The organism is Pelagibacterium sp. H642, from assembly GCF_031202855.1.
In the GTDB taxonomy this organism is placed as follows: Bacteria; Pseudomonadota; Alphaproteobacteria; order Rhizobiales; family Devosiaceae; genus Pelagibacterium.
This window is the reverse complement of the sequence record NZ_CP101829.1, coordinates 3,146,452-3,170,788: the sequence shown is the minus strand read 5'-3', so window position 1 is coordinate 3,170,788 and position 24,337 is coordinate 3,146,452. Positions and strand designations below refer to the sequence as shown.

Genomic DNA, 24,337 nt, shown 5'->3' with positions numbered 1-24,337 from the left:
GGAAGTTGACTTGTCTTCGGCCACACCAGCGCCCCCCTTTTGGATGCGGAACGTCAATGCGGGGACCGGGTGTGAAGTTCCCTATTGATCCTGCGGATCGAGCGGGAGGGTCAGGACGCAGTGCAGCGATGTGGGTTCGAGCACGAAACGGGTCGATGCGCCCAACTGATAGGGAATTGCTTCTTCGATCAATTGTCGACCGAAGCCGCGTATTCGGGCGGGATCGGGAAAACGAGGGGAGAATTTCTCACGCCACTCGATGACAAGCATGGCGTCATCGCCACCGTCGCGCCGGAACCACTCGATATCCACCCTGCCCTGGGGGTCGGCCAGCCCGCCGTGGCGGACGGTGTTGGTGCTGAGTTCGTGGATGACGAGCGTCAGGGTCTGCAGGGTGCCGTCGCCGACAAGGATACGCGGGCCCGTGAGCTTTACCCGCTCCCAGTCCTCGGTGACTGCCCCCAGTTCCATCCGCACCAGCGATTCCACGGTCACCGCGTCGCCCTCGGCGCGTGAGAGCAGGCCCTGCACGCGGGAGAGCGCGCCCAGTCGACTATCGAAAGCGCGCACGAAATCGGGGAGAGAATCCACCATGGAGGCGGTTTGCGAAGCGATGGAGCGGACTACTGCCAGAAGGTTCCGGGTGCGATGCTGCAACTCTCCGACCAGGATGCCCTGTCGTTCCTGCATTACGCGCATATCGTGGATATCGGCAGCCGATCCTACCCATTCCTGCGGACCTCCGGCGCCGGCGCGGATCGGAACGGCGCGGGTCTGATGCCAGCGATATATGCCATCCCGCTTGCGAAGGATTCTGTGTTCGCCGTAATAGCTTTCGCCGTCCTCGCCGGCCTCCTCCCATTTCTTGAGCGCCAAATGCCGGTCGTCGGGATGGATAGCGTCGAGCCAGCCATAGCCCTCCGATTGCTCGTTGCTCATGCCCGTATAGGCTGCCCATTGGGGAGAAGCCCATGTGCGCCTGCCTTCCGTGGTGGAGCGGAAGACCAGATGGGGGACGGTCGTTGCCAGCAGGCGAAAACGCTCCTCGCTCTCCATCAGAGCGATCTCGTGCTGCCGGCGCAGGGTCATGTCCTGGCCGATCTTGAGGAAACCGCTCGGAGATCCGTCCGCGTCCTTGAGCGGCCACACGCTGCCCTCTATATAGACGCGCGAGCCGGACCGATGCTGGTGCCAACGTACGTCGGGCGCATAGCCGCGGCTCAACGCGGTCTGGAGTTCCTGCCAATGAGCGCCGCTCTCCCGATCTTCGGGGACGAACAGCAGCGAGCCGGACTTGCCCAATATATCTTCGGAATTCCAGCCGAAGACATTGGCGGCTCCGGGAGGCCAACTGTCTATATTGCCATCGCGGTCGGTGGTGAAAATGGCATAATCGCGGGCGTTTTCCACGATCAGGCGAAACCGCTCTTCTCCGTCGGACACGTCCGCCGACCGCATCGCCGTGCTTCCGTCGTTGCGGTCCTGGCTCATCGTGCCCTCCCCTGGCGTGTCAGGCGTTGCCGTGCATGACCTCAAAAAGCAACCGTGCCCAACGATCCTGCACGGTTTCGGATGACCGCATAACGCTTGGCCTTATGACAGGTTCTACCGGCTGTCTCAGGTTGGAGGGGGCTTGCGGGCGGAACGCCGCCACCTTGCGCCGCAGATGCGCCAGATCGAGCGGCTTGTGCAGCGTATCGACCGAGCGGTAGCGCGCATCAATCCGATCGTCCTGATAGGCGGTGGCAAAGACGATGGGGACGCCGCGAGCCGTCAGCACGTCGACCAGCTCGTAGACTTCTTCGCCGAACAGTTTGATGTCGAGAATGGCGCCGTCTAGGCGTCGTTTGCCGATGATGAGGTTCGCATAATGAACCGTGGGCGCCGGCCCAAGCACGTGAACCCCGTGGCTTTTGAGGTCGTTGCAGACCTCGCGCGCCAGCACATAGTCGTCCTCGACGACCAGCACGCATTTGCCGGCTATATCGGATGCAGTGTCTTCATTCGGATTCATGCAACCCCCGAACTGTCTCGTGCGGCCAGATAGCCGGCGAGAACTTCTCCAAGGACCACCGGGTCGGTGGGCTTCTCAAACCGCCTTACGTGGGAGAGCGCGGGTGGAATGGCCCAGTGGTCGTAACCCGTGGCGAAGACGAACGGAATGCTTCGCTCCGCCAGACGCTCGGCGACCGGAAAGACAGGACGGCCGCGGACGTTGATGTCGAGGATCGCCGCATCGGGCAGGAAATCCCGTCCCTTGAGCGCTTCCAAAGCGTCTTCGACGCGGGAAAACGGCCCAATGATCCGCGCGCCCAATTCCTCGAGCGCCACTTCGATATTGATCGCGATCAGATATTCGTCTTCGACAATCATGATGGCTTTCCCGGACAGTGCTGGGTTGGCCGATACCATGGGTGCCCTCCGCTGGGTTTGCCGTAAGCGGCATCACTCGCAAGAACCACTAGCGCGACGGTTCGTTGCACGCCGCAGCCATATTAAGCGCATCGGCGGCCCGGTCCAGTTGGAACGCGCCTCGCCCTCTCCCGTTGATAGCGGAGGGACCAGCCGGGTCTATCTGGGCTGCCGTGTCTTTCCCTCTCAACCCTTAACCCAGGTTAAGGCCGTCAATCCGGGATCAATAAGAAAAGCTCATGCCAAAAACACTCTCCGCTCTTGCTTTGAACGGCACCCTTAAAACCTCGGCCAAAGGCGAGACCTCCTCGACCGACAGGATGATCACCCTGCTTCTCGACAAGCTGAAGGCCGAAGGCATAGAGGGCGAGACGATCCGGCTGGCCGATCATTCGATCCTGCCCGGCGTCACGTCCGATGAAGGGGCCGGCGACGACTGGCCCGATATCCGCCGCCGCATAATGGATGCCGATATCCTCATCGCCGGCTCGCCGGTCTGGCTGGGCCAGCCGTCGAGCGTCATCAAGCGGGCCCTCGAACGCATGGACGCGTTTCTTTCCGAAACGGACGATCGGGGCCACATGCCAAGCTATGGCAAGGTGGCGATGGTTGCGACCGTGGGCAACGAAGATGGGGCGCATCACGTTTCGGCCGAGCTGTTCCAGGCGCTCAACGACGTGGGCTTCACACTTGCGCCCAATGCGGTTTCCTATTGGGTGGGAGAGGCCGTGGGCTCGACCGATTTCAAGAATCTTGCCAGCGTGCCCGAGGTTGTAACGAATGCTGCGACCATGGCCGCGCGGACGGCCGCGCATCTGGCAAGGCTACTGGCCGACCAGCCTTACCCCAGTGTCAAATAGATCAAGGAGTAGACGGACTTGACCGACCTGCTCGTTGCCCGGCTAGAAAGCCATCTTCCTCTCGATCAGGCCGAACGCGCCGGCCTGCTGGCCCTGCCCGCACAACTTCGGCATGTGTCGGGGCGCGGCTCTCCCCTGGCGGGAAAACTGGCCGAACAGCATGTTCACGTTCTCGAGGACGGTTTTGCCTGCCGGTATCGCGATCTTTCCGATGGCCGACGCCAGATCCTCTCCCTGCTGATTCCCGGCGACATCATCGATCTGCGCCAATTCGTGATCGGGGGCAGCCAGCCGCCGCTGATCGCCCTTTCGCCGCTTTCGATGCGGGCCATTCCCAACGGCAATTTGTTCAAGCTGCTTGAGGGCTCGCCCCGCATCACCCGCGCGCTCTGGAGCACCACATTGGTCGAGGAATCCATATCGCGCGAATGGCTGGTAAGTGTGGGCAAGCGTTCGGCCATCGAGCGGGTGGCCCATCTTCTGTGCGAAATTTATCTGCGCCTTGCCGCCGTGGGCCGCAATGACGGCGCCCGCTTTCCATTGCCTTTGACCCAGAGCGAATTGGCCGATGTGCTGGGCCTTTCGACGGTGCACGTGAACCGCACGCTGCAGGAGTTGCGCAAATCCAGGCTGATCGCGTTCCAGTCCGGAACCGTGGAGATCTTCAATTTCGACGCGTTGGCCGATTTGGCGCTGTTCGCGCCCGGCTACCTGCATCTGCGCGATACGCACAAGCCCAGGCCGGCTGCCGCTTAGCTTATCGAAACTCAACGGTTTTGCGGGCGCTGAGGGTCAGTCCTTCAATTTCGGGAGGGACTGCCTGGCCTTGGCGTAGTCGGGCCAGGGATCGGTCTTGGCCCGCTCGGCGGCGGCTTCGAGCGAGAAGCTGTTGGCCGCCGTCAGCGATGGCACCTCGTCCCAGCCGACCGGAACAGCGACCGGGGCGCCCTGACGGGCACGGCTCGAAAAGGGAGCGATGGCGGTTGAGCCGCGCTCATTGCGCAGATAGTCGATGAAGAGCTTGCCCTTGCGCGCCTTTTTCGAGAGCGTCGCGGTGAACCTGTCGGGCTCGTCGGTCGCCATCTGCCTGGCGAACGCGGCAGTGAACGCCTTGACCGCGGGCCATTCGGCCCGGCGGGCAATGGGCGCGATGACGTGCAGCCCCTTGCCGCCGGTGACCATCGGGAAGGTCTTGAGCCCCAGGTCGGCCAAGCGATCCCGGATATCCAGGGCGGCGGATTTGACGTCACCGAAATCGAGACCTTCATCGGGATCGATGTCGAAAACGATGCGGTCCGCCTTTTCGATCAGGTCGCGACGTGAGCCCCAGATGTGGAATTCGAGCACGCCCATCTGCACGCCGGCAAGAAGGCCCTTGAGGCTGTCGAGCGTGAAATAATCGGCCTTTTCGCCGTCCTTTTCGGTGATCGAGACGGTATCCATGCCTTGCGTGAAGCCGCCCGTATCGTGTTTTTGGAAAAAGCAGTGCTTGCCGCGTCCGGCCGGGCAGCGGACGAGGCTGAGAGGCCGGTCGGAGATGTAGGGCAGCATGGCGTCGACGACGGCGGCATAATAGGCGGCCAAGCGCGCCTTGGTGACGCCCTGCTCGGGATAGAGCACCTTGTCCGGGCTGGAGAGCTTGATGCCGGCCTTTTCGGCGGCGGCGATGCCGTCCTCGTCGGAAAGCGTCATGGTCTTGGCTCCCTTGGCCTTGGCTCCCTTGGCCTTGGCCGGCGTTTCGAGCGTGATACCCTTGGCCGGCTTGTCCTCGCGCAGGCCCAGAAACGACGGATGCCGCAGCGCGCCATCCGGCGTCACCTCGGTATAGGCGATTTCCGCCAGAAGGCGCGGATTGACCCAGTGCACACCGCGCATCATGGGCCGTGGCACGCCGGTGAGCGGGGCCGTCTTGCGCGCCTCGGCCTCCAACATTTTCTGCAGTTCGGCCCGCATATCGTCGGAAAAGCCGGTGCCGACCCGTCCGCGATAAACGAGCTTGCCGTTCTCCTGGGTGGCCAGGAGCAGAGAGGCGAAGACGCCGCGGCGCTTTTCCGACGGGGTCCAGCCCACAATGATGAATTCCTGGCGCAGCGTGCATTTGACCTTGAGCCAGGATTTGCCACCGCCTGAGCGATAGGACGCATCGGCCCGCTTGGCGATGATGCCCTCATGACCGGCCTTGCAGATGGCGGTGAACACCTCCTTGCCCTTGCCCGAAATTGTGGGCGAGAGCTGGACGGGATCGTGCCGCGTGCGGCTGCCGAGCAAGCCTTCGAGTGCTTCCTTGCGCTCCGAAAGCGGCCGGGAGCGCAGCGACTTGCCGTCGAGTTCAAGCAGATCGAAGGCAAAATAGACTAGCGGGCCGCCATTGGAGAGATGGGTCTTAAGCGTTGAAAAGCTGGTCTTGCCGTTCTCGTCGAAGGCACACAGCTCGCCATCGATGAGCGCGCTCGACCTTGTTATCCCGGCGAGCGGGGCAACGAGGGAAGCGAACTTGTCGGTCCAGTCCAGCCCGTTGCGGGTGTAGAGCCGTACGCTGTCGCGCGAGATCCCCGCAAGGCAGCGATAGCCGTCATATTTCATCTCGAACAGCCAGTCCTTGCCAGCCGGGACGGTATCGACAAGGGTGGCAAGCTGCGGTTCCACGAATTTGGGCAACGGCTTGTCGGTTTTTCGCGGCCGCTTCTTGGGCGCTTTGCCGGTAGCGATAGCGTCCATGGCGCGGCCGGTGGAAACGCTGGTATCGGCGTCGAGTAGCGTGCTGCCCTCCTCGGTCGCGTGCTCGTCATGCTCCTTGATGAGCAGCCAGTTTTCGCTCTTTTCGCCCGAGCGCGGCTTCATGCGCACCAGAGCCCAGCCGCCCTTCATGCGCTCGCCGTCGAGGCGGATCTTGAGCTTGCCGGATTTGAAGCCCTTCTTTGGATCCTCGATCGGCTCCCAGGTGCCGAAATCCCAGAGCATGACGGTGCCGCCGCCATATTGGCCCTTGGGAATGGTGCCCTCAAAGGTGGCGTAATCGAGCGGGTGATCCTCGGTGCGCACGGCGAGGCGCTTGTCGGCCGGGTCGGTGCTGGGGCCGCGCGTGACCGCCCAGCTTTTGAGCACGCCTTCGTATTCGAGGCGGAAATCGTAGTGCAGTCGGGTCGCGTCGTGCTTTTGGACCACGAATATGTTGCCGGAAGTCGAGCGATCCCCGCCGGTAGGCTCGCTAGTCTTGGTGAAGTCGCGCTTGGCGCGGTATTCCTCGAGCAGGTCGCGGGCGCGCGCCATGGTCAGCTCGCCTTTTTCCGCGGCGTACGGGTCTTGGCGGCCGAGGAGGATTTGGCGCTCGAGGCCTTCTTCGATTTGGCGGCGGGCTTGGATTTGGCGCCGCCGCCGCTGCCCTCAAGGCTCGATTTGAGAGCGTCCATCAGATCGATGACGTTGGTCTTGGCCTCACCAGATGTTGGCTCGTCGGTGTCGGTTATGATCTTCTTCTTGCCCTTGGACTTGAGCTTTTTTTCCACCAGAGCGCGCAGGGCGTTGGTGTAATTGTCCTTAAACTTTGCGGCATCGAACGGAGCGGTCTTGCGTTCGATCAACTGGGTGGCGACCTCCAGGAGGTCCTTTTCGGCCTTGGCCTTGGAGATGCCCGAGAAGAAGGGATCGGATTTGCGGATCTCATCCTCATAGTGGAGAGTTTCAAGCATCAGGCCGGTTCCGCAAGGTTTTATCGCGCAGATATACTCGCGCCCGCGCATGGCAATCTGGCCTAGGCCGATTTTTTGGGAGGTGCGGAGGGCGTCGCGTACGACGCGGAAGGCGTCTTCGGACAGCTCGTCCTGGGGGACGACATAGTAGGATTTATCGAAATAGATCGGGTCGATCTCGCAACCGCCCACGAACTGGACGAGCTCGAGCGTCTTGCGGGTTTCGAGCTTGACCGCGTCGATCTCCTCGTCTTCGAGCAGGACGAAATCGTTCTTTTCGTATTCGAAGCCCTTGAGGATGTCGTCCGGGTCGACCGGACCGACGCCGGGAACCACCTTTTCGTATTTGACAGGCTTGCCCGAAGGCTCGTGAATCTGGCGGAACGAGAGCCGCGCGCCGGTCTTGGAGGCCGAATAGAGTTCCACCGGAATGGCCACGAGCGACAATCTGATCTGGCCCTTCCAGACGGGGCGTGCTGAAGGCATGAAAACGTCCTTGAAACGCGATGATGACTGGTGGGACTCAATTCATTTCGCGAACACCGGGTTCCCCGCGATGCCGGCAGAGCGCGACGGCGGATTGATGCACGACAGTGCCGGAACGGAGCTTGGCGATCGGAGTTGATCTGGCAACGCAGTCGAGGAGGTCATCATGAACACTGCACGGGAAGACGCCATCCGCACGAGGGCTCACCAGATCTGGGAACAGGAAGGTCGTCCTGAGGGACGCGATAGGGACCATTGGCAAGCGGCCGAGCAGGAAATGGCCGATGGGCGCTTGGCCGATCAGCCCGATATGGGAGACGATCTCGAGAACGACCCGGGCATCGGCTACAGCCGCGGGACCGCGACAGAAGACATCGAAGCGCTTGAGGGCGACAACACGCTCGAAGGCGATGTGATGAACGATCCCGACGCCGATGGGAGCATCAATCCGGCGCGTCGCGGGCGCACCAACAAGTAGCTCGGCCACTCCGGGACACACCTATTGATCTATGTTAATGCGCCGGGTTTTGCGTGAGATAAGCTCCATTGGCATAAGGAGCCGCTCATGGAAACCCGTAAGACCGTCGCGCAATCGGTGCGCGAGGAAGTGGACCGGCACAAGCGGCGGCTACTCAAGCTTGAAGAGAGTACCTCGCGGATCGCCGGTACACACAACTGCCCCGATTCCAGCCTGATCCGACTTGCCCTGCTGAGCAGGAGCATGGCGTCGCGTACAGTGGTCAAGCTGTAGTTCTACCCACCTGCGAACTTTTGCAGCCAGAGGGCCGCAATGCATTCTTCCGCGTCGAGCCCTGCGCGGCGCGGGCGCTTCGCGCGGATCGCAGCCACATCGTCGGCGAGCTTTCCCTGCTCCCAGCGCTCGAAAACGGCGGGATGAATGTAGCAGGCACGGCATACGGCGCGCGTATTGCCGAGTTTGCGCGAAACGGCGTCGATCACGGCGTTGAGGGTTCGCGCGCGTGCGGTCTTGGTGTCGGGCACTTCGGTCTGCGCGAGGAGCGTCAGCGCGCGCATGGTGCCACCCCAAGTGCGGAAATCCTTGGAGCTGAAGCGCTCCCCGATGGTCGCGCGGATATAGGCATTGACGTCGTGCGAGCCGACGTCATGGAGCCGCCCTTCCTCGTCGCGGTAGCGGAACAGACGCTGGCCCGGCAGATCCTCGATGGTCTTGAGGATGCGCGACATACGCCGGTCGGCGATGCCGACATCCCATGTCTTGCCCGATTTGCCATTGAAGTGGAAATGCAGTTTGGACCCGGAGACATCGAGATGGCGCGCCCTCAGGGTGGTGAGGCCAAAGCTTTTGTTGTCCTTGACATAGCTGTCATTGCCGACCCGGATCATGGTGTTGTCCAACAACCAGACGATGGACGCCACGACCTTTTCACGCGGCAGGCCGCGCAGGCGCAGATCGGCATCGACCGCTTTGCGGATTCTGGGAAGGCTGGCGGCGAAATCGGCCATCAGCGCATATTTGGCCATGCCGCGATCGGCATGCCATTGATCGTGGTAGCGATACTGCTTGCGCCCCTTCTGGTCGCGCCCGGTGGCCTGGATATGACCGTCAGGATCGGGGCAGATCCACACGTCGGTCCAGGCGGGCGGGATGGCAAGCGCGTTGATGCGGGCGATATCGCTTTCTCGGGCGACGGGGCGGCCACTGTCGCGGATATAGATGAAACCTTTTCCGCGACGACGGCGCATGATGCCGGGCTCGTCGTCATTGACATAGCGAAGGCACCCGTTCGAGAGGCCGGGATCGGCAATGGCCATTTCGCGTCAGCTGCTCGGGAACTCTCCGCCATCCACATGGATGGTCTGACCCGTCATGAACCTTCCGTCCTCGCAGGCGAGCAACAGGTAGGCCGGAGCGACCTCATTGGGCTGGCCGGGGCGCTTGAGGGGCGTCGAAGAGCCGAATTCCTTGACCATCTCGGGTGGGAAACTGGCGGGGATCAGCGGCGTCCAGATCGGGCCAGGAGCAACCGCGTTGACCAGGATCTTCTTTTCTGCAAACCGGGCGGCCAGCGAGCGGGTAAGCGCAACGATGGCGCCTTTGGTCATGGCGTAATCCACCAATTGCGGATGCCCGCGATAGGCCACGATGGAGGCTGTGTTGATGATGCGGGCGCCTTCCTCGAAATGGTCGATTACCGCCTGCACCATATGGAAATAGCCATAGATGTTGGTTTCGAACACCTGCTTCATGGATTCCGCGTCAAGCTCCGCAATATCTTCACGGATATGCTGCTCCGCGGCGTTATTGACGAGAACGTCGATGCGACCGAACGCCGTCAGAGCCCGCTCGGCAACAGCTTTACAGAAATCGGGATCGCCGACATCTCCGGCGATCAGAAGCGCTTCACTACCTTCTTCTTCGACGATTGCCCGGGTTGCTTCGGCTTCTTCGTCCTCGTTGAGATAAACGATAACGACCTTGGCGCCTTCACGCGCGAAGAGGACGCTGACCGCGCGGCCAATGCCGGAATCTCCGCCTGTGATGATCGCGACCTTTCCCTCAAGCCTGCCGCTTCCTGGATAGAAAGGCGTGTATTCGGGCTCGGGATGCATTTCCCCTTCATGGCCCGGTTGCCGGTCCTGGTGCTGAGCGGGTTGATTGGCCATTGGTCGTGCTCCATCGAGAAAAATCCTTGGCGAGCAATGCGCTCGGCGAGCGGTTCGTTCCGCGTCTTGCGGTACGTCAATGGTTGTGGCCGGAACCTGGATGTGATCTGCTTGGCGACAAGGAACGAGCTGCACAAGCGCGGCGGAGGGATGCAGGGTGAGCGACGCGGCGGCGCCTCGAACGATCCGACCTAAAGCCAAACGCAAGATCGATGCTGCAATGGCGGCCCTGATCTTCGCCGTCGCGCTGAGCCTTGCGATCATCATCCTCGCGACCCTGCTCGTCGTTCAAGGCTATCGGCAGCAATTCTCCAGGGCCGAAACCGCCGCCGCTTCGGCTGCTCATGTGGTGGCGGTGCATACCCAATGGCTCACCGAAGCAAGCAACCAGGTTCTCGAACGCATCCACGACCAGTTGAGAACGCAATCGCTGGTGCTGGCGCTCGAGCCGTTCGGCGACATAGACGAACAACTCAGCGGCCTGCCCGATCATGTGCGGATCACCGTCTACGGTCCCAACGGCAATGTCAGGCTTTCCAACTCCGACATGCCGCTACGTCCCAATATCGCCCAGGAGGAATATTTCGAGCAGCTGGCGAATGGCGACCAATTCATCATCACGCCAATGCTTCTGGACTCCGGGAACGATCCGCCGACCTTCATCATCGCGCGGCGCCTGGAAACACAGGGTACATTTTCGGGCGTGGCCGCGATCACCGTGAGCAATGAACTGTTCAGCGATGTCTGGCGGTCGCTGAACCTCGAACCGGACTCGACCATTTCGCTGATCCGCGACGATGGGTGGCTGGTGGCGCGCTACCCGGTGGCGGACGAACCCCTCGACCTCTCGGACTATGTTCTTTTCACCGAACTCCTGCCCGAGACCGATGCGGGCACCTATTATGCGCCTGCCTCTCCGGTCGATGGCCAACCACGGGTCGTCAGCTATCACAAGCTCGAAGGTGCGCCACTGGTGGCTGTGGCGGCAATATCAGCCGACGCGATCGCCAGCCGGTTTTGGCAGAATACGGCGCTGGCCCTCATCCTCATCATACCCGGCCTCGTGGGGCTGGTGCTGGCGCTCTGGTGGCTGACACGCATCCTGCAGCAGGACCGGCAGACGCGGGAGCAATTGGCAGCCGCCGTAGACCAGAACCAGATGCTGTTCCGCGAAATCCACCACCGGGTGAAGAACAATCTCCAGGCCGTCTCCTCGCTGGTGCAGCTCCAGCCTGTTTCCCCGGCGGTAAAGCAGGAGATGGGGCGCCGGATCGCGGCTATGGTCGCCGTTCATGAGCACATCTACCGCACCGATCAGTTCGGCACCGCCGAAGTTTCCGCCTATGTCGAGAAACTCGTCCACGACATCGTCACGGGCTTCGACACCAAGGCGGAGGTGGTGACCGACATCGACAAGGTGCATGTGCATCGCGACCATCTGATGCCGCTCGGCCTGATCGTCAACGAAGCGCTGTGCAACGCGATCAAATACGCCTTCCCCGGGGGGCGGGATGGTCGGATCGATGTCCGGCTCAAGGCCGACGGCCCTGACCGGGCAACCCTTACCATCGGCGATGACGGAGTGGGTTTTGACCCCGAAAGCCCCAGCGACGGAATGGGCCGAAGACTGGTCAAGGGCCTGGTGCAGCAGATCGAGGGCGTGATGTACTACGCCAATGACGGCAAGGGATCGACATTCGTTCTGACCTTTCCCACCGTCACGCCCGGCAGCACGGATTGAGGCGGGAACTGGCCGATGGTGGTCACCGTTGCGGAAACACGATCAAGAGGAGAACGGCATGTCGGACGGGGCTATGAGCAATTTCGATATCGAAGGCCGTTTGGCCGCCCAGAGACAGGTGTTGGCCTGGCTGCTCGAACGCTATGTCCGTTCGCCCGAGGACCTGCGGGACCTCAAGGCGCATATCGATGAATCCATTCCTCCGCGCGACCACCAGGAGGATCCGGGGGCAGTGACCACCGAAGGGCACGCCGTGGCGACAGCGGCGGGCATCGAGATCCGATCCCTGCTCGAACCGCTGGAAATGAAGTTCGGACGCGGCGCGGCCGGATCGCTTTAGACCGAACCGGCATTTGGCGGTCTTGGCCGGGGCTGCCGCTGGATTCCGGGATTGGAGCAGGATCAGCAATCGATCCGGTGGATCGATTGCCCTGCGGAACGTCCCGGAATGACAGATGGGTTCATCGAATGTCGATTTAATCCAGCATGATCCAGACGGGTGCGTGATCGCTGGCGCCCTCCTCTCCCCGAACGTCGCGGTCGACGCCGGCGGCTGCCAGCCGTGCGGACGGATCGGGTGAGAGCAGAATGTGATCGAGGCGCAGGCCGGCATTGCGGAGCCAACGGTTCCGCTTGTAGTCCCAGAAGGTATAGAGCGCCTCGTCTTGCGGATGGGTCTCGCGCAGGGCATCGATCCATCCCTGCCCCAGGAACTCGGCATAGAGAGCGCGGCTTTCGGGTTGGACCAGCGCATTGCCGTCATAGGATCGCGATGGATAGATATCGCGCGGTTCGGGTACGATGTTGAAATCCCCAGCCAGGACGACCGGCAGGCGGGTGGCCATGAGATCGGCGGCATGATCGAGCAGGCGGCGGGTCCAGGCGAGCTTATAGTCGAATTTCGGACCCGGGCGCGGATTGCCATTGGGCGCGTAAAGCGTTCCGATCAGCACCCCCTGCACTGCCGCCTCGATATAGCGGGCCTGGGTGTCTTCCGCATCGCCCGGCAACGCCGTGCGGGTGACGACCGGGGCGCTGCCGTGCGCAAGGATCGCCACGCCGTTCCAGGCGGGCTGGCCTTGCCAGACGACCTGGTAGCCAGCGGCCTCGATCGCGGCCAGCGGGAATTCGGATTGGCGGGCCTTCAATTCCTGCAAACAGACGACATCGGGCTGCGCCTCGTCCAGCCAATCCAGAAGATTGGCGAGGCGCTTATTGATGCCGTTGATGTTAAAGGTGGCGATCTTCATGCCCTGGCGGCGATATCGCGGGTCCATGCGGCCACGGTCTTCGCCATGGTTTCCAGATGCTGGGCAGCGGTGAAGCCGAAGATGGCCTTGCGCGGTTTCAGATCGTGGTCTCCATCCTCGAGCCATTCGATGCGAACCGCATCGGAGAGGGGATAGCCGGGCACCTCCTCAACTGTGCCGAATGGATCGCGCGTGCCCTGGCAGATGAGCAGCGGGCATTTGAGGTGTTCGAGATGGCGGGTGCGGAGCTGGTCGGGCTTGGCGGGTGGGTGGAAGGGATAGCCCAGGCAAACGACACCCTCGATGCGGCCGGCGCTATGGAGTTCGTCGGCCACCATGGTGGCTACGCGACCGCCCATGGATTTGCCGCCGATGAACAGCGGGCCGGACGATTCCAGCGCATCCACCGCCGCGCGATATTCTCCGAGCAGCGTTTCGGCGCGCGGCGGAGGCTTGCGCCCATCGCCGGCGCGGCGACTTGCCATATAGGCGAATTCGAAACGGACGACGCGCAGGCCGGCGGCGACAAGCGCGTCGGTGGCGGCATTCATGGCGGCTGAATCCATGGCGGCGCCGGCGCCGTGGGCCAGAAGCAGGGTGATGGCGGCATCTTCGCGGCCGCTGAAGAGGAAATCGGTCACTGGCCGGCCGCCTTGCGTGCGTTCTGCATGTCCACATACTGAATGCCGCGCGTGGCGGTCTCGGCCCATGCGGTATGCGGATCGAGTTCGAGATAGCGCAGCCAATGGCGGCGGGCGGCATCGAGATTGCCGACGTCGAATTGGAGGGCGGCAAGGTTGTAGACCGCATCGGCATAGGAGGGATCGATGGCGATGGCCCGCTCCAAGTGCCGGCGCGCGCCGGCCGCATCGCCGCCTTCGCGCAGCAGCGTTGCGAGGTTGAACCACGCTTCGACAAAGGTGGGGTCGCGCTTGATTGCGATCTGGTAGAGGTGCCGGGCCTCGGCCTTATCGCCCTGGGACGCAAGGCAATTGCCCAGATTGAAGGCGGCGACGGAATCGGTGGGATCGGCGGCAAGGCAGCGGCGGTAGAGCGCGATGGCGGTTGCGGTATCGCCCTCGCCTTCCGCCTCTTCGGCTGCCTCGAAGAGATCGTCGATGTCCTCGTCCGTTTCGGTAAAAGGAAGAACGGTCTGGCCGCTGAGATCGGAAACCAGATCGTTGCGCTCGGCATAGATGATCCCGGCCGGACCGGGACGGAGCGCGAAGGCCGTAAGTGAGGATTTCGAGGCGCCGGATAGCTGGCGGGCGATCGCGAACCAATCGGCGCCCGAAGCGACCAGCCCGGCATATTTGCGGGCGAGGATCACATCGGTGAAGGCAAAGCGCATGCCGTCGCCCTCGAAGGCGGCAAAGAGCGAAAGCAGGACGCAATCGTTTGCGTCAAGGCCCGATTGGGCACAGAGCGTCTCGCGATCGAGCGTGAGCGCCGGCCCCTCCTCGTCACGCACCCAGCGCAGGAATTCGCGCTCGCCCCAGACAGGCTTGCCAACCTTGGCGTGCGTGTGGTGGCGGGCAGCGATCTCATGAGCGGAAGACCGGTTGAGAAGTTTTTTGCCGAACACCACCAGATCGGTCTTGCGGGTGACGCCGTGGCGGAAGACCGCGCCGCGCTCGGCCAGATGCCGGCCGACGATACGGCGCGGGGCTGCGGCCAGCCCGCCGATCAGCCCGATGGTCTTGCCGCCCGGCTGCATGGGGGGCTAGGCCTGCTTGCGGGTTCGCGTGGTGCGCTTGGCCTTGGGGGCGGGTTCGGCCTCTGTAGCCTTGCCCTTGGCCGTCTTTGCGGCGGGCGCGCGCTTGGACTTGCTTTCGGCCGGCGGCTTGGACTGGCCGAGGCTGGCCTTGAGGGCATCCATGAGGTTGATGACGTTGCCGCGCTCGGGAGCGGCGGCGACCACGGGCTTGTGACCCTTGAGCTTTTCCTTGATCATCGCCATCAGCGCGACCTCGTAACGATCCTCGTAGTTTCTGGGATCGAACTTGGTCTCCTTCTGCTCGATGAGACGCTGGGCCAGATCGAGCATTTCGGGGTCTGGATCGCCCACGGGGATATTGCCGAAATATTCAGACGTGCCACGCACTTCGTTGGGATTGCGCAAGGTGCACATGAACATGCCGGTTTCTCGCGCGCCGATGGTGACGACGCGCTCGCGGCTCGATAGCACCAGGCGGGCGATGGCCACCTTGCCGGACCGGCGCATGGCCTCGCGCAAGACGACGAAGGTTTCCTCGGCCAGCGCTCCATCGGGGGCGAGGTAGTACGGGGCATCGAGGTAGATGAGGTCGATTTCGTCCTCGTCGACGAAGGCTTCGATGTTCATCGTGTGGTTGGACTCGATCTTGACCGCTTCGAGATCGCTGTCTTCGATGATGACGTATTGCTTGTCGTCATACTCATAACCGCGCACGAGATCGCTGCGTTCGATGAGGCCCAGTTCCGGATCGACAGGCTTCATGTTGATCCGGTTGTGGGTGTCCTTGTGAAGCTGGTTGAACGAAATGCGATCCTTGGTGGTGGTCGCCGGGTACAGCCGCACCGGGCAACTCACCAGACTCAGCCTCAAATGACCCTTCCAACTGGCGCGCGGTGCCATGGCTCAAACTCCGATACTACACACAAACCACTATAGTCGTTCAGGCAAATCCCGTGCGGCGTTATTTATATCCGCCCATGGATCGCCAGCAGTCTCAAGAAGTCTTGGAAGTGTAGAATAGTTCAAATCCGTCGGAGCGTCGATAGACTCAAGGTCCGACCAGCTTATGGGGGTGGAAGCGGGCATGTGGACACGGGCGCGGAGCGAATAAGCGGCGACGGCTGTGGACGTGCGGGCGTTGCGGTGGAAGTCGATGAAGATGCGGCCCTTGCGGTTTTCGGCACCCATGGTGGTGGTGAAGGTTTTCGGCTGGGCCGCCGCAATGTGGCTGGCGATCGACTTGCTCGCCGCATGCACCGGTTTCCAGCCGAGCCTGGGAGTGATGGGAACGACGATATGGACGCCACTGCCGCCGGAGGTCTTGACGAAGGGCACCAGCCCGATGCCTTCGAGTTCGCCGCGAATGTGGATCGCGGCTTCGACCACCTCGCGCCACCCTACTCCTTCGCCCGGATCGAGATCGAAGACGATGCGGTCGGGTTTTTCGATATGGGAGGCCTTGCTGCCCCAGGCGTGGAATTCGACCACGCCGAACTGGGCGAGCGCGAGGTAAGCGCGGACGTCGGCGATGACGAGGTAGGAGCGCTCCTCGCCTTCCGAGTTCTTGATCTCGGCCGTCTGGAGCGTTGGTGGCATGCCGGTGAAGGCATGGCGCTGGAAGAAGCAATCGGCCGGTTTCGGTGATGGGCAGCGCAGCATCGAGACGGGCCGGCCAAGGATGTGCGGCAGCATGAAATCGCCCACCGCCGCATAATAGACGGCGATATCGAGCTTGGTGGGGCCTGAACGGCCGAAAAGACGGCGCGTGGGATTGGTGACCCAGATGCCCGCGAGATCGGCATCGGTCACCAGCCGCTTGCGTTCCACCACGGGGCTGGCGGTGAGCTCGGCTTCGCGCAGACTTTTGAAGACGGTGTGGCGCAGCATGCCATCGCGCGTGATGTCGCCATAGGTGACGTTGGCGATCAGGACCGGATCGACCCAGACGATGTCGCGCGGTGCGCCGGGCAATGGCTCGGCCTCGCCCAGCGCCTGGAGGCGAGGGTAGAGGGAGGAGAGCATTTCGGCATCAAAGCCGGTGCCCACCTTGCCGCGGTAGATGAGTTCGCCATCGACCCATTCACCCATGGCCAGGGAAGCCAGCCCTCCGGTTGCCTTGGAGCGGGTGAAGCCGGCAATGACGAAGCTGCCGGTTTTCGGCGCCTTGGCCTTGAGCCAACTCTCGCTGCGGCCGGAGCGGTATTTGGACTCGATGCGTTTGGAGACCAGACCCTCGAGCCCGAGATCGCTCACGCGCTCGAAAAGCTCGGTCGGATCGCCCCCCACATGATCGCTGAAATGAACGGCGTGATTGCCGGCGACCAGTGGCTGCAGCGCGCGCTTGCGATCGGAAAGCGTCGCCTGTGTCAGATCCCAACCGTCGAGATACAGCAGATCGAAGGCATAGAAGACGAGCTTGCCGCCGGGACCTGATGACAGAGCCTCCTGCAGCAGGGAGAGACTGCTGACGCCCCTTGCGTTGAGCGCGACGATTTCGCCGTCCAGCACAGCGCTTTTGCAAGGGAGCGAAGGGAAGGCGTCAGGGAGGTCGCCATAGCGGTGCGTCCAATCCAGACCCGAGCGGGTGATGAGCTTTACCGAGCCGTTCTGCAAATAGGCGAGCGTGCGGTAGCCATCGAGCTTGATTTCATGCAGCCATTCATTGCCCAGCGGCGGCCTCGAGGTGGACGAGGCAAGCTGAGGAGCGGTCACCGGCGGAAACGGTGCCTTGACCGCACCCTTGATGCGGCTGGGTGGGCGAGGTTTTGCCGGCGGAGGTGGTGGGACGACGAGGTCTTCGATGCGGCGGCCGGTTTTGACGCTTTCGGGCCGCTCGGCAAGGATGTCTCGCGAGGGATCGGCGGCCTGATCGCGCTCCTTGAACAGAATCCAACCTTCCTTCTCGTCCTTGTTCTTGAGCCGAGCCAGCATCCAGCCTCCCGACAGCTTCTCGCCCGCCAGCCGGAACTTGAAATTGCCGGTTTTGAGGCTCTTTTCGATATCGTTCATCGGGGCCCAAACACCGCGATCCCAGACGATCATCGGGCCGCCGCCATACTCGCCCTCGGGGATCACGCCCTCGAAATCGGCATATTCGAGAGGGTGATCCTCGGTGCGGACGGCGTATCGCTTGTCTTCGGGATTAAGCGAGGGCCCTTTGGGCACGGCCCAACTGAGCAGGACACCATCATGCTCCAGACGCAAATCGTAATGGTCGGCGGTCGCCGAGTGCTTGTGAATGACGAAACGGTTGCCCGCGCCTGCTGACGGAAGGCCTTCCGGCTCCGGGCTGGAGCCGAAATTGCGCTTGCTGCGGTAGGTTTCGAGCTTCTTCACAGCCCCATGATATGAAGGCGCTGGCGAAACGACAATCGGGCTTAGATAACGGCGCGCGGATCGTGCCGGGCGACGCGGGAGAGAAGATAATCCACCTCCTCGCGCGCCTTGGCAGTGAGCGCACCGGCAGGCTTGCGCTGGAGATCGGATGTGATCAGCCCACGCTTCTTGAGCACGTATTTGCGCACGGCGAGCCCCACGCCCTGCTGCTGCTCGTAGCGGATAAGCGGGAGATGGGCGTCGAACATATCGTGAGCCGCGTCGCGATTTCCGGCTGCCTGGAGCCGGACGATGTCGGCGAGCGCATCGGTGAAGGCGTAGCCGGTCATCGCGCCGTCAGCGCCGCGCTCGCATTCGAAATCGAGGAACAATCCGCCATTGCCGCACAGGATCGAAATCTCGCGCATGGCGCCCTCGCCCTGGAACTTGCGCAAGGCGCTGATCTTTTCCAGCCCCGGCCAATCCTCATGCTTGAGCATGACGCAGGAGGGATGGGCGTTGACGATGTCGCGGATGACGCCAGGGGTCATGACGACTGTGAGGGTGAGCGGATAATCCTGGATGACGAAGGGAATGTCCTCGCCGATCGCTTCGACGGCGGAGGCGTAGTAGCCTCTGATCTGGTCGTCGGTGCGCAGGTTGGACGGCGGGGCGATCATGACGCCGGCCGCGCCCAAATCCATCGATTCACGCGCCAGACGCCGCATGGCGGCAAAGCCGGGAGCAGAGACGCCGACGATGATCGGGAGTTTGGAACGCCCGACCACCTGCCGCACGATGCCCAGCGATTCCTCGTATTCGAGCTTGGGCGCCTCCCCCATGATCCCCAGGATGGTGATGCCGGTGGCACCGGCCTCCTCATAGAAATCGGTCAGCCGATCAACCGATTTCGTGTCGACGGAAAAATCGTCGAGAAAGGGCGTGGTGGCGATGGCGTAAACGCCATTGGCAGTGTGGTCGAGCGGCATGGTCAGGACTTGGCCTTGAACTCTTGGTAGCGCTTCTTAGTTTCCTCGTTCATCGGATAGAGCCCCGGCAGGGACACCCCGCGATCAACCTCGGTCATGATCCAGGCTTCCATCGCTTCCTGCTCCGGCGCTTCGGCCAGGACTTCTTCCAGCAAGGCCTGAGGGATCACGACGGCACCGTCGTCGTCAACGACAATCGTATCGCCGGGAATGACGGCGACGCCGCCGCAACCGATGGTTTCCTGCCAGCCCACGAAGGTGAGGCCCGCCACCGAAGGCGGCGCGGAAATGCCGTTGCACCAGACAGGAAGGTTGGTGGAATGAACGCCCGCGGCATCGCGCATCACGCCATCGGTGATGAGCGCGGCGACACCCTTCTTGGCCATGCGGAAGCAAAGGATATCGCCGAAGATGCCGGCATCCGAAACACCCATGGCATCGGCGACGACCACGGCGCCCTCGGGCATGTCCTCGATGGCGGCGCGGGTGGAGATGGGCGAACCCCAGCTTGCGGGCGTGGCAAGATCCTCGCGGGCCGGCACGAACCGCAAGGTGAACGCTGGGCCAACGATGCGCGGCATGCCAGCGCGGATCGGCCTGGCATTGCGAATCCATACATTCCGCAGGCCCTTTTTGAGCAGCACCGTGGTGAGCGTTGCCGTCGACACGCCCTTGAGCGTTTCGATCGCTTTGGCATCCAAAGTCATCTGATGTTCTCCTAGATGCTGGGAATCAATCCGCCATCCACGCGGATGACCGAGCCGGTGAGATAAGAAGCGCGCTGGCTGGCGAGGAAGGTGACCACGTCTCCATACTCAGCCGGATCGCCATATCGGCCCAGTGGGATCGAGCCGGTGCTTTCGGCTGAGACGTCCGCGACCGCCCTGCCCTCGCGCTTGGCCTTCTGTTCGTCGAGGAACTTGATGCGGCCGGTCGCGATGCGGCCGGGGAGCACGATATTGGAGGTGATGCCGTCGCGCCCGACTTCGCGGGCCAGAGTCTTGGACCAGCCGACGAGCGACAGGCGCAGAGCGTTCGAGATACCCAGATTGGGGATCGGAGCGACGACGCCGGACGAGGTCGAGGTGACGATGCGGCCCCATTTGCGCTCGCGCATGCCGGGAAGAACAGCATCGGTGATGGCGATCACCGAGACAACCATGGAGCGGAAGTGCTTTTCCCAATCCTCGGGCGCCTGCCCCGCGGCAGGTGTCGGCGGGGGCCCGCCGGTGTTGTTGACGAGGATATCGACCGGGCCAAGATCGGCTTCGATGGCAGCGATATTGTCGCCGATCACCGAGAGATCGGCCAAGTCCCAAACCCAGGCCTTTGCCTTGCCTCGCGCTCCGGCAATGGCATCGACCGTCGCCTGTGCTGCATCGGCATTGATATCGGCCACGGCGATTTTGGCGCCCTCGGCTGCAAGCGCCCGCGCGATAGCGCCGCCAAGCCCGCCGCCAGCGCCGAACACCAGGGCGGTTTTGTCTGCAATTCCTAGATCCATGAACTCCCTCCTTGCGGGCGCATCTTGCCCGAGTGGGAGCTAAAGAAAACAAGCGCAACGCTTGATTGAGAACAAAGAAATTATTTGTTCTCGACTGGCGCCGGGATGGACTCGATGGCATCGAGAACCACATCGATGAGGCGACCGGCGGGAGAGCTTTGCGGCCAAAGCAAGCCGATGGCGCGCACCGGACGCGGCGCGGGCACAGGCAGACGGATGAGCGAGCTTGCCTCGTCCCAGGGTGTCGACCAATCGGGAATGAGGGAGACGCCGAGCCCCGAGCGGACCATTACCGCGATGGCGTCGAGGGAATCGAGTTCGAAACGCTCATTGGGCTTGATCTCGACGTCGCGCAGATACTGGTCGGGCAGCCGCCCGCCCCAATTGTTGCGGTCGTAGCGGATGAAGGGCTCCGATCGCAGGAGCGCCAGCGGGTCGGCCCTGGCGTGCTCGGGCCGGCACAGGACGACAAGGGGTTCTTTGCGCAACGTCTTCCAGCGCAAGGATTTGGCGATTTCGAAAGGTGGCTCGACAAGCAGCGCCGCATCGATCTTGCCGTCGAGCAGGGCGCGGTAGAGATCGTTGGAGGTTCCGGGGAGCAGGAAGGCGTTGACGGCGGGGGCCGTCGTGCTCATCGACCGCAAAGCTTCGGGCAGAATCCCCGTCAGCGCCGTGGAAATGGCACCGAGCCGAATGTCGCCGGCAACATTGTCGAGCTGGGCAAGGCTCGATAGCGAGCGGATATCGACAAGGATTTCGCGGCCCTTTTCGAGGATGGCATAACCTGCCTGGGTGGGTTTGACGCGGCGACCGGCGCGGATCAGCAATTGCGCGCCCACCTCCTCCTCGAGCGTCTGCATGCGTTGCGCGACCGCGACCGGCGTTATGCCCAGCCGGCGCGACGCCTCGGCCAGTGAGCCCAGTTCGGCCACCAGGACGAATGTTTCAAGAAACCGTGTTTCCATGCCCCTCACCTTCGCGCGCCCCGACCAGCCGGTCGACGATCATGCTGGCGATCGGCATTGCCGAGGTGGCGGCTGGCGAGGGAGCGTTGCAGACATGGAGCATACGCTGCGATTGCAGAAAGAGGAAATCGTGAACCAGCGTTCCGTCATCGAGGATCGCCTGGGCCCGGATACCGGCACCGGGCTCGCCCAGATCATCGAGCGTGAGGCTGGGGCAGTATTTTCGGCATTCCTCGAGATAGTGGCGGCGCAGGAGCGAATTGCGGAATTCGCTGATCCCGGACTTGAGGTTGTTGCGCGCCATGCGCCAGAAGCCTGGATGGCTGACCAGAGAGGCGACATCGGAAAGATTGGTGCTGCCCTTTTTGTAGCCTTCGCGGGAAAAGCCTAGCACGGCATTGGGCCCGACGGTGACGCGGCCATCGATGGTGCGGGTGAGATGTATGCCGAGGAACGGCAGGTCCGGGTCCGGCACCGGGTAGATCAGGTGCTTGACAATGTTCGATTTGGCGCGCGGCAGGGTGTAATATTCGCCACGGAACGGAACGATGCGGTGCCGCACATCCATGCCGGCGAGCCGGGCGATCCTGTCCGATTGCAGACCGGCGCAACCAACAAGCATTTCGGCCGTGACGGTGCCGCCGTCCTGGGTGCGGATGTGGACGGATTGGCCCTCTTCGGTGATGACCGTGACCTGGGTGCCGAGCCTGATTTCCGCTCCGCGCTCGGCCAGCTTCGCCGCCATCACCTCGCATACCTTGCGATAATCGACGATGCCGGTCGCGTGGACCAGCAAGGCGCCGAGGCCGGCGATATTGGGCTCGAGCCCGCGCAGGCGCGCGGCGGAGACGGTTTCAAAGGAGATGTCATTGTCCCGCGCGCGATTTTCGAGGCCGGCCAGGCGTTCGAGTTCGAGCGGATTGGTGGCGACCAACAGCTTGCCGCAGGTTTCGAACGGGATGGAATTGTCGCGGCAGAAGGCCTTGGTGGCCTCCGCGCCGGCGCGGCAGAGACCGGCCTTGAGCGAACCAGGCTGGTAGTAGATGCCGGCGTGGATGACGCCGGAATTGTGCCCGGTCTGATGGGTGGCGACGGCCCGCTCCTTTTCCAGCACAAGGATGCGCGCGCCAGGATCGCGCTCGGTCAATTCCAAAGCCGTCGCGAGACCGACGATACCGCCACCGATGACGCAATAGGTATAGTTCATTTTCGTTCGGTTTTTCTTTTTTGGAGATCAGGATGACGATGATTCTTCGAGCAATGCGTTAGGCTTTTGCCCCATCATCCGGCGCGCGATCGGAAAGGCGATGACCAGGATGGTGAGGATAAAGAGCGCAAGCGCAATGGGTCTTTCGATGAAGACCGTGAGGTCGCCTTGCGACTGGATCATCGTGCGGCGGATGTTGCGCTCGAGCATCGGCCCGAGAATGAGGCCGAGGACGAGCGGGACCGGCGGATAGTCGAGCTTGATAAGGATCAGCCCGAAGATCGCCGCGACCAGCGCGATGGTGAGCCCCGTCATCGAATAGTCGATGGCAAAGACGCCGAAGGCGACGATGGCAAAGACGATGGGATAGAGAATAGCGGTCGCGATGAACAGCAGCGCGGCGAGCATTGGGGTCAACAGAAGGGTGAGAAACACCAGCATCAGGTTGCCGATCCAAAAGCTGCCGAACACCGCCCAGATGAAATCGCCATTGTTGACGAATAGCAGCGGGCCAGGCTGGAGGCCGAGCATGAGGAGGCCTGCCATCATCACCGCCGTGGTCGCCGAGCCGGGGATGCCCAGGGTAAAGAGCGGGATCATGGAGGCGTAGGACGCGCTATTGTTGGCCGATTCCGGTGCGGCAATGCCCTGGACGATGCCCGTGCCGTATTTCTCGGGCGTCTTGGACATGCGCTTGGAGCTGGCATAGGCCATCATTGTCGCCGCTGTCGCGCCGATGCCGGGAAGAACGCCGACGAAAAAGCCGGTGACCGCCCCCTGCAGCAGATCCTTCCAGGATTGGATGGCATCCTTGATGCGGGGGAACAGGCTTGAAAACCGGAACTTGGCGAGACCGGTCGTGACGTTCTCGTTGAGGCTGGTGAACATGGCGGTGAGGCCGAAAAGCCCGACAGCGACGACGGAGAAATCGATGCCGTCGAAAAGCTCCATCGATCCGAAGGTGAAGCGGATGGGGCCGGCGATGGGATCAAGGCCGATCATGCCCACCCAGAACCCGATGGCAAGCGCGACAAAGCCCTTTATGGGGTTGCGACCGCCAAGGACGCTCACCAGCGAAAGGGCGAAAACCATCATGGCAGTCATCTCGGTGGGGCCAAAGGCCAGCGCGGCGCTGGCGATGGGCACCGAGAAGGTCACGAGACCGAGAAGACCGATCAGGCCGCCGACAAAGGAGGCGAAAACGCTCATCCCCAGAGCGCGACCGGCCTCGCCGTTCTTGGCCATGGGATAACCGTCCATCACGGTCATGACCGATGGCGGATCGCCCGGTATGCCGAGAAGGATGGAGGTGACGGCGCCTCCGAACATCGAGCCGTAATAGATGCCGGCAAGGCAGGCCAGAGCGGGCACGCCGCCGAGACTGACGGCGACCGGCAGCATGATGGCGACGCCAGCCGAAGGGCCGAGGCCGGGCAAGGCGCCGATGAGAAGACCGATGATCACCCCGAAAAGAGTTGCCAACAGAGTCGTGGGGGTGATGGCCTGTAAGATGCCGTCAAAGAGAAGTGGAAAAACGTCCATTATGCCCTCCCTGC

General features: G+C 62.5%; 24 protein-coding genes. 6 read left to right on the top strand and 18 right to left on the bottom strand.

Annotated features, from left to right (window positions below):
* Positions 1–81: 81 nt before the first annotated feature.
* The 3 genes from NO934_RS15805 to NO934_RS15795 are packed head-to-tail and all read right to left on the bottom strand — an operon-like array spanning position 82 to position 2,412.
* Entirely contained in the window at positions 82–1,491 is a 1,410-nt protein-coding gene (locus tag NO934_RS15805) for a PAS domain S-box protein (RefSeq protein ID WP_309160936.1), read from the bottom strand.
* Between the two features lie 19 nt (positions 1,492–1,510).
* Positions 1,511–2,014, bottom strand: a complete 504-nt coding sequence (locus NO934_RS15800) for a response regulator (RefSeq protein ID WP_309160934.1) — start codon at positions 2,012–2,014, stop codon at positions 1,511–1,513.
* The gene (locus NO934_RS15795) at positions 2,011–2,412 is read right to left on the bottom strand and encodes a response regulator (protein WP_309160932.1); all 402 of its coding nucleotides are present in this window, start codon (positions 2,410–2,412) and stop codon (positions 2,011–2,013) included. Before NO934_RS15795 ends, NO934_RS15800 begins: the two co-directional genes overlap by 4 nt.
* Before the next feature lie 239 nt (positions 2,413–2,651).
* Between NO934_RS15795 and NO934_RS15790 the strand changes: the two genes are divergently transcribed.
* Positions 2,652–3,272 carry a flavodoxin family protein gene (locus NO934_RS15790; protein WP_309160931.1) on the top strand — a complete coding sequence of 207 codons (621 nt, stop codon included), beginning with the start codon at positions 2,652–2,654 and terminating at the stop codon, positions 3,270–3,272.
* A gap of 18 nt (positions 3,273–3,290) precedes the next feature.
* Complete coding sequence (locus NO934_RS15785; protein ID WP_309160929.1) at positions 3,291–4,028, top strand: Crp/Fnr family transcriptional regulator; 738 nt, start codon at positions 3,291–3,293, stop codon at positions 4,026–4,028.
* 36 nt (positions 4,029–4,064) lie between these two features.
* Here NO934_RS15785 and ligD (NO934_RS15780) read toward each other — a convergent pair whose 3' ends face one another.
* A complete protein-coding gene (ligD, locus tag NO934_RS15780; RefSeq protein ID WP_309160927.1) occupies positions 4,065–6,542 on the bottom strand; it encodes a DNA ligase D in 2,478 nt (825 codons plus the stop codon).
* Positions 6,543–6,544: 2 nt separating this feature from the next.
* Complete coding sequence (locus NO934_RS15775) at positions 6,545–7,447, bottom strand: Ku protein (protein ID WP_309160925.1); 903 nt, start codon at positions 7,445–7,447, stop codon at positions 6,545–6,547.
* A 166-nt stretch (positions 7,448–7,613) separates the two neighbouring features.
* Here NO934_RS15775 and NO934_RS20665 point away from each other — a divergent pair, with 166 nt between their 5' ends.
* A complete protein-coding gene (locus NO934_RS20665) occupies positions 7,614–7,925 on the top strand; it encodes a DUF2934 domain-containing protein (protein ID WP_375143260.1) in 312 nt (103 codons plus the stop codon).
* A gap of 87 nt (positions 7,926–8,012) precedes the next feature.
* Positions 8,013–8,198, top strand: a complete 186-nt coding sequence (locus tag NO934_RS15760; protein ID WP_309160923.1) for a hypothetical protein — start codon at positions 8,013–8,015, stop codon at positions 8,196–8,198.
* A 2-nt stretch (positions 8,199–8,200) separates the two neighbouring features.
* Here NO934_RS15760 and NO934_RS15755 read toward each other — a convergent pair whose 3' ends face one another.
* Positions 8,201–9,241: a DNA topoisomerase IB gene (locus tag NO934_RS15755; RefSeq protein WP_309160921.1), complete on the bottom strand. Its 1,041-nt coding sequence runs from the start codon at positions 9,239–9,241 to the stop codon at positions 8,201–8,203.
* A gap of 6 nt (positions 9,242–9,247) precedes the next feature.
* Positions 9,248–10,093 carry a glucose 1-dehydrogenase gene (locus tag NO934_RS15750; RefSeq protein ID WP_309160919.1) on the bottom strand — a complete coding sequence of 282 codons (846 nt, stop codon included), beginning with the start codon at positions 10,091–10,093 and terminating at the stop codon, positions 9,248–9,250.
* A 220-nt stretch (positions 10,094–10,313) separates the two neighbouring features.
* Here NO934_RS15750 and NO934_RS15745 point away from each other — a divergent pair, with 220 nt between their 5' ends.
* The gene (locus tag NO934_RS15745) at positions 10,314–11,834 is read left to right on the top strand and encodes a histidine kinase dimerization/phosphoacceptor domain -containing protein (protein WP_309160918.1); all 1,521 of its coding nucleotides are present in this window, start codon (positions 10,314–10,316) and stop codon (positions 11,832–11,834) included.
* 58 nt (positions 11,835–11,892) lie between these two features.
* Positions 11,893–12,174, top strand: coding sequence for a hypothetical protein (locus NO934_RS15740; protein WP_309160916.1), 282 nt, complete (start codon positions 11,893–11,895; stop codon positions 12,172–12,174).
* A 136-nt stretch (positions 12,175–12,310) separates the two neighbouring features.
* On the opposite strand, the gene xth is transcribed toward NO934_RS15740, so the two are convergent.
* The 11 genes from xth to NO934_RS15685 form a co-directional block, all read right to left on the bottom strand.
* A complete protein-coding gene (xth, locus tag NO934_RS15735; protein WP_309163740.1) occupies positions 12,311–13,084 on the bottom strand; it encodes an exodeoxyribonuclease III in 774 nt (257 codons plus the stop codon).
* Positions 13,081–13,725, bottom strand: a complete 645-nt coding sequence (locus tag NO934_RS15730) for an alpha/beta family hydrolase (protein WP_309160915.1) — start codon at positions 13,723–13,725, stop codon at positions 13,081–13,083. Before NO934_RS15730 ends, xth begins: the two co-directional genes overlap by 4 nt.
* Positions 13,722–14,801: a tetratricopeptide repeat protein gene (locus tag NO934_RS15725; RefSeq protein WP_309160914.1), complete on the bottom strand. Its 1,080-nt coding sequence runs from the start codon at positions 14,799–14,801 to the stop codon at positions 13,722–13,724. Before NO934_RS15725 ends, NO934_RS15730 begins: the two co-directional genes overlap by 4 nt.
* 6 nt (positions 14,802–14,807) lie before the next feature.
* On the bottom strand, positions 14,808–15,701 hold the full coding sequence (locus NO934_RS15720; protein ID WP_309160913.1) for a Ku protein: 894 nt from the start codon (positions 15,699–15,701) through the stop codon (positions 14,808–14,810).
* Between the two features lie 30 nt (positions 15,702–15,731).
* Positions 15,732–18,137: a DNA ligase D gene (gene ligD, locus NO934_RS15715; protein WP_309160912.1), complete on the bottom strand. Its 2,406-nt coding sequence runs from the start codon at positions 18,135–18,137 to the stop codon at positions 15,732–15,734.
* A gap of 41 nt (positions 18,138–18,178) precedes the next feature.
* Positions 18,179–19,105 carry a dihydrodipicolinate synthase family protein gene (locus tag NO934_RS15710; RefSeq protein WP_309160911.1) on the bottom strand — a complete coding sequence of 309 codons (927 nt, stop codon included), beginning with the start codon at positions 19,103–19,105 and terminating at the stop codon, positions 18,179–18,181.
* Between the two features lie 2 nt (positions 19,106–19,107).
* Complete coding sequence (locus NO934_RS15705; protein WP_309160910.1) at positions 19,108–19,812, bottom strand: ribonuclease activity regulator RraA; 705 nt, start codon at positions 19,810–19,812, stop codon at positions 19,108–19,110.
* A gap of 11 nt (positions 19,813–19,823) precedes the next feature.
* Positions 19,824–20,609 (bottom strand): SDR family oxidoreductase, encoded by a 786-nt coding sequence (locus tag NO934_RS15700; RefSeq protein WP_309160909.1) that lies wholly within the window; start codon positions 20,607–20,609, stop codon positions 19,824–19,826.
* Between the two features lie 80 nt (positions 20,610–20,689).
* Complete coding sequence (locus tag NO934_RS15695) at positions 20,690–21,574, bottom strand: LysR family transcriptional regulator (protein WP_309160908.1); 885 nt, start codon at positions 21,572–21,574, stop codon at positions 20,690–20,692.
* Positions 21,555–22,781: an L-2-hydroxyglutarate oxidase gene (lhgO, locus tag NO934_RS15690; RefSeq protein WP_309160907.1), complete on the bottom strand. Its 1,227-nt coding sequence runs from the start codon at positions 22,779–22,781 to the stop codon at positions 21,555–21,557. Before lhgO ends, NO934_RS15695 begins: the two co-directional genes overlap by 20 nt.
* 27 nt (positions 22,782–22,808) lie before the next feature.
* Positions 22,809–24,323 (bottom strand): tripartite tricarboxylate transporter permease, encoded by a 1,515-nt coding sequence (locus NO934_RS15685; RefSeq protein WP_309160906.1) that lies wholly within the window; start codon positions 24,321–24,323, stop codon positions 22,809–22,811.
* Positions 24,324–24,337: the final 14 nt, after the last annotated feature.

Excerpts from the sequence above, each read along its gene's own strand:
- NO934_RS15705 (WP_309160910.1), bottom strand. The coding sequence starts at position 19,812 with ATGACTTTGGATGCCAAAGCGATCGAAACGCTCAAGGGCGTGTCGACG.
- NO934_RS15805 (WP_309160936.1), bottom strand. The coding sequence starts at position 1,491 with ATGAGCCAGGACCGCAACGACGGAAGCACGGCGATGCGGTCGGCGGAC.
- NO934_RS15695 (WP_309160908.1), bottom strand. The coding sequence starts at position 21,574 with ATGGAAACACGGTTTCTTGAAACATTCGTCCTGGTGGCCGAACTGGGC.
- NO934_RS15755 (WP_309160921.1), bottom strand. The coding sequence starts at position 9,241 with ATGGCCATTGCCGATCCCGGCCTCTCGAACGGGTGCCTTCGCTATGTC.
- NO934_RS15750 (WP_309160919.1), bottom strand. The coding sequence starts at position 10,093 with ATGGCCAATCAACCCGCTCAGCACCAGGACCGGCAACCGGGCCATGAA.
- NO934_RS15710 (WP_309160911.1), bottom strand. The coding sequence starts at position 19,105 with ATGCCGCTCGACCACACTGCCAATGGCGTTTACGCCATCGCCACCACG.
- NO934_RS15795 (WP_309160932.1), bottom strand. The coding sequence starts at position 2,412 with ATGGTATCGGCCAACCCAGCACTGTCCGGGAAAGCCATCATGATTGTC.
- NO934_RS15745 (WP_309160918.1), top strand. The coding sequence starts at position 10,314 with ATGGCGGCCCTGATCTTCGCCGTCGCGCTGAGCCTTGCGATCATCATC.
- xth (WP_309163740.1), bottom strand. The coding sequence starts at position 13,084 with ATGAAGATCGCCACCTTTAACATCAACGGCATCAATAAGCGCCTCGCC.
- lhgO (WP_309160907.1), bottom strand. The coding sequence starts at position 22,781 with ATGAACTATACCTATTGCGTCATCGGTGGCGGTATCGTCGGTCTCGCG.
- NO934_RS15740 (WP_309160916.1), top strand. The coding sequence starts at position 11,893 with ATGTCGGACGGGGCTATGAGCAATTTCGATATCGAAGGCCGTTTGGCC.
- NO934_RS15775 (WP_309160925.1), bottom strand. The coding sequence starts at position 7,447 with ATGCCTTCAGCACGCCCCGTCTGGAAGGGCCAGATCAGATTGTCGCTC.
- NO934_RS20665 (WP_375143260.1), top strand. The coding sequence starts at position 7,614 with ATGAACACTGCACGGGAAGACGCCATCCGCACGAGGGCTCACCAGATC.
- NO934_RS15760 (WP_309160923.1), top strand. The coding sequence starts at position 8,013 with ATGGAAACCCGTAAGACCGTCGCGCAATCGGTGCGCGAGGAAGTGGAC.
- NO934_RS15800 (WP_309160934.1), bottom strand. The coding sequence starts at position 2,014 with ATGAATCCGAATGAAGACACTGCATCCGATATAGCCGGCAAATGCGTG.
- NO934_RS15685 (WP_309160906.1), bottom strand. The coding sequence starts at position 24,323 with ATGGACGTTTTTCCACTTCTCTTTGACGGCATCTTACAGGCCATCACC.
- NO934_RS15790 (WP_309160931.1), top strand. The coding sequence starts at position 2,652 with ATGCCAAAAACACTCTCCGCTCTTGCTTTGAACGGCACCCTTAAAACC.
- NO934_RS15720 (WP_309160913.1), bottom strand. The coding sequence starts at position 15,701 with ATGGCACCGCGCGCCAGTTGGAAGGGTCATTTGAGGCTGAGTCTGGTG.
- NO934_RS15725 (WP_309160914.1), bottom strand. The coding sequence starts at position 14,801 with ATGCAGCCGGGCGGCAAGACCATCGGGCTGATCGGCGGGCTGGCCGCA.
- ligD (WP_309160927.1), bottom strand. The coding sequence starts at position 6,542 with ATGGCGCGCGCCCGCGACCTGCTCGAGGAATACCGCGCCAAGCGCGAC.
- NO934_RS15700 (WP_309160909.1), bottom strand. The coding sequence starts at position 20,609 with ATGGATCTAGGAATTGCAGACAAAACCGCCCTGGTGTTCGGCGCTGGC.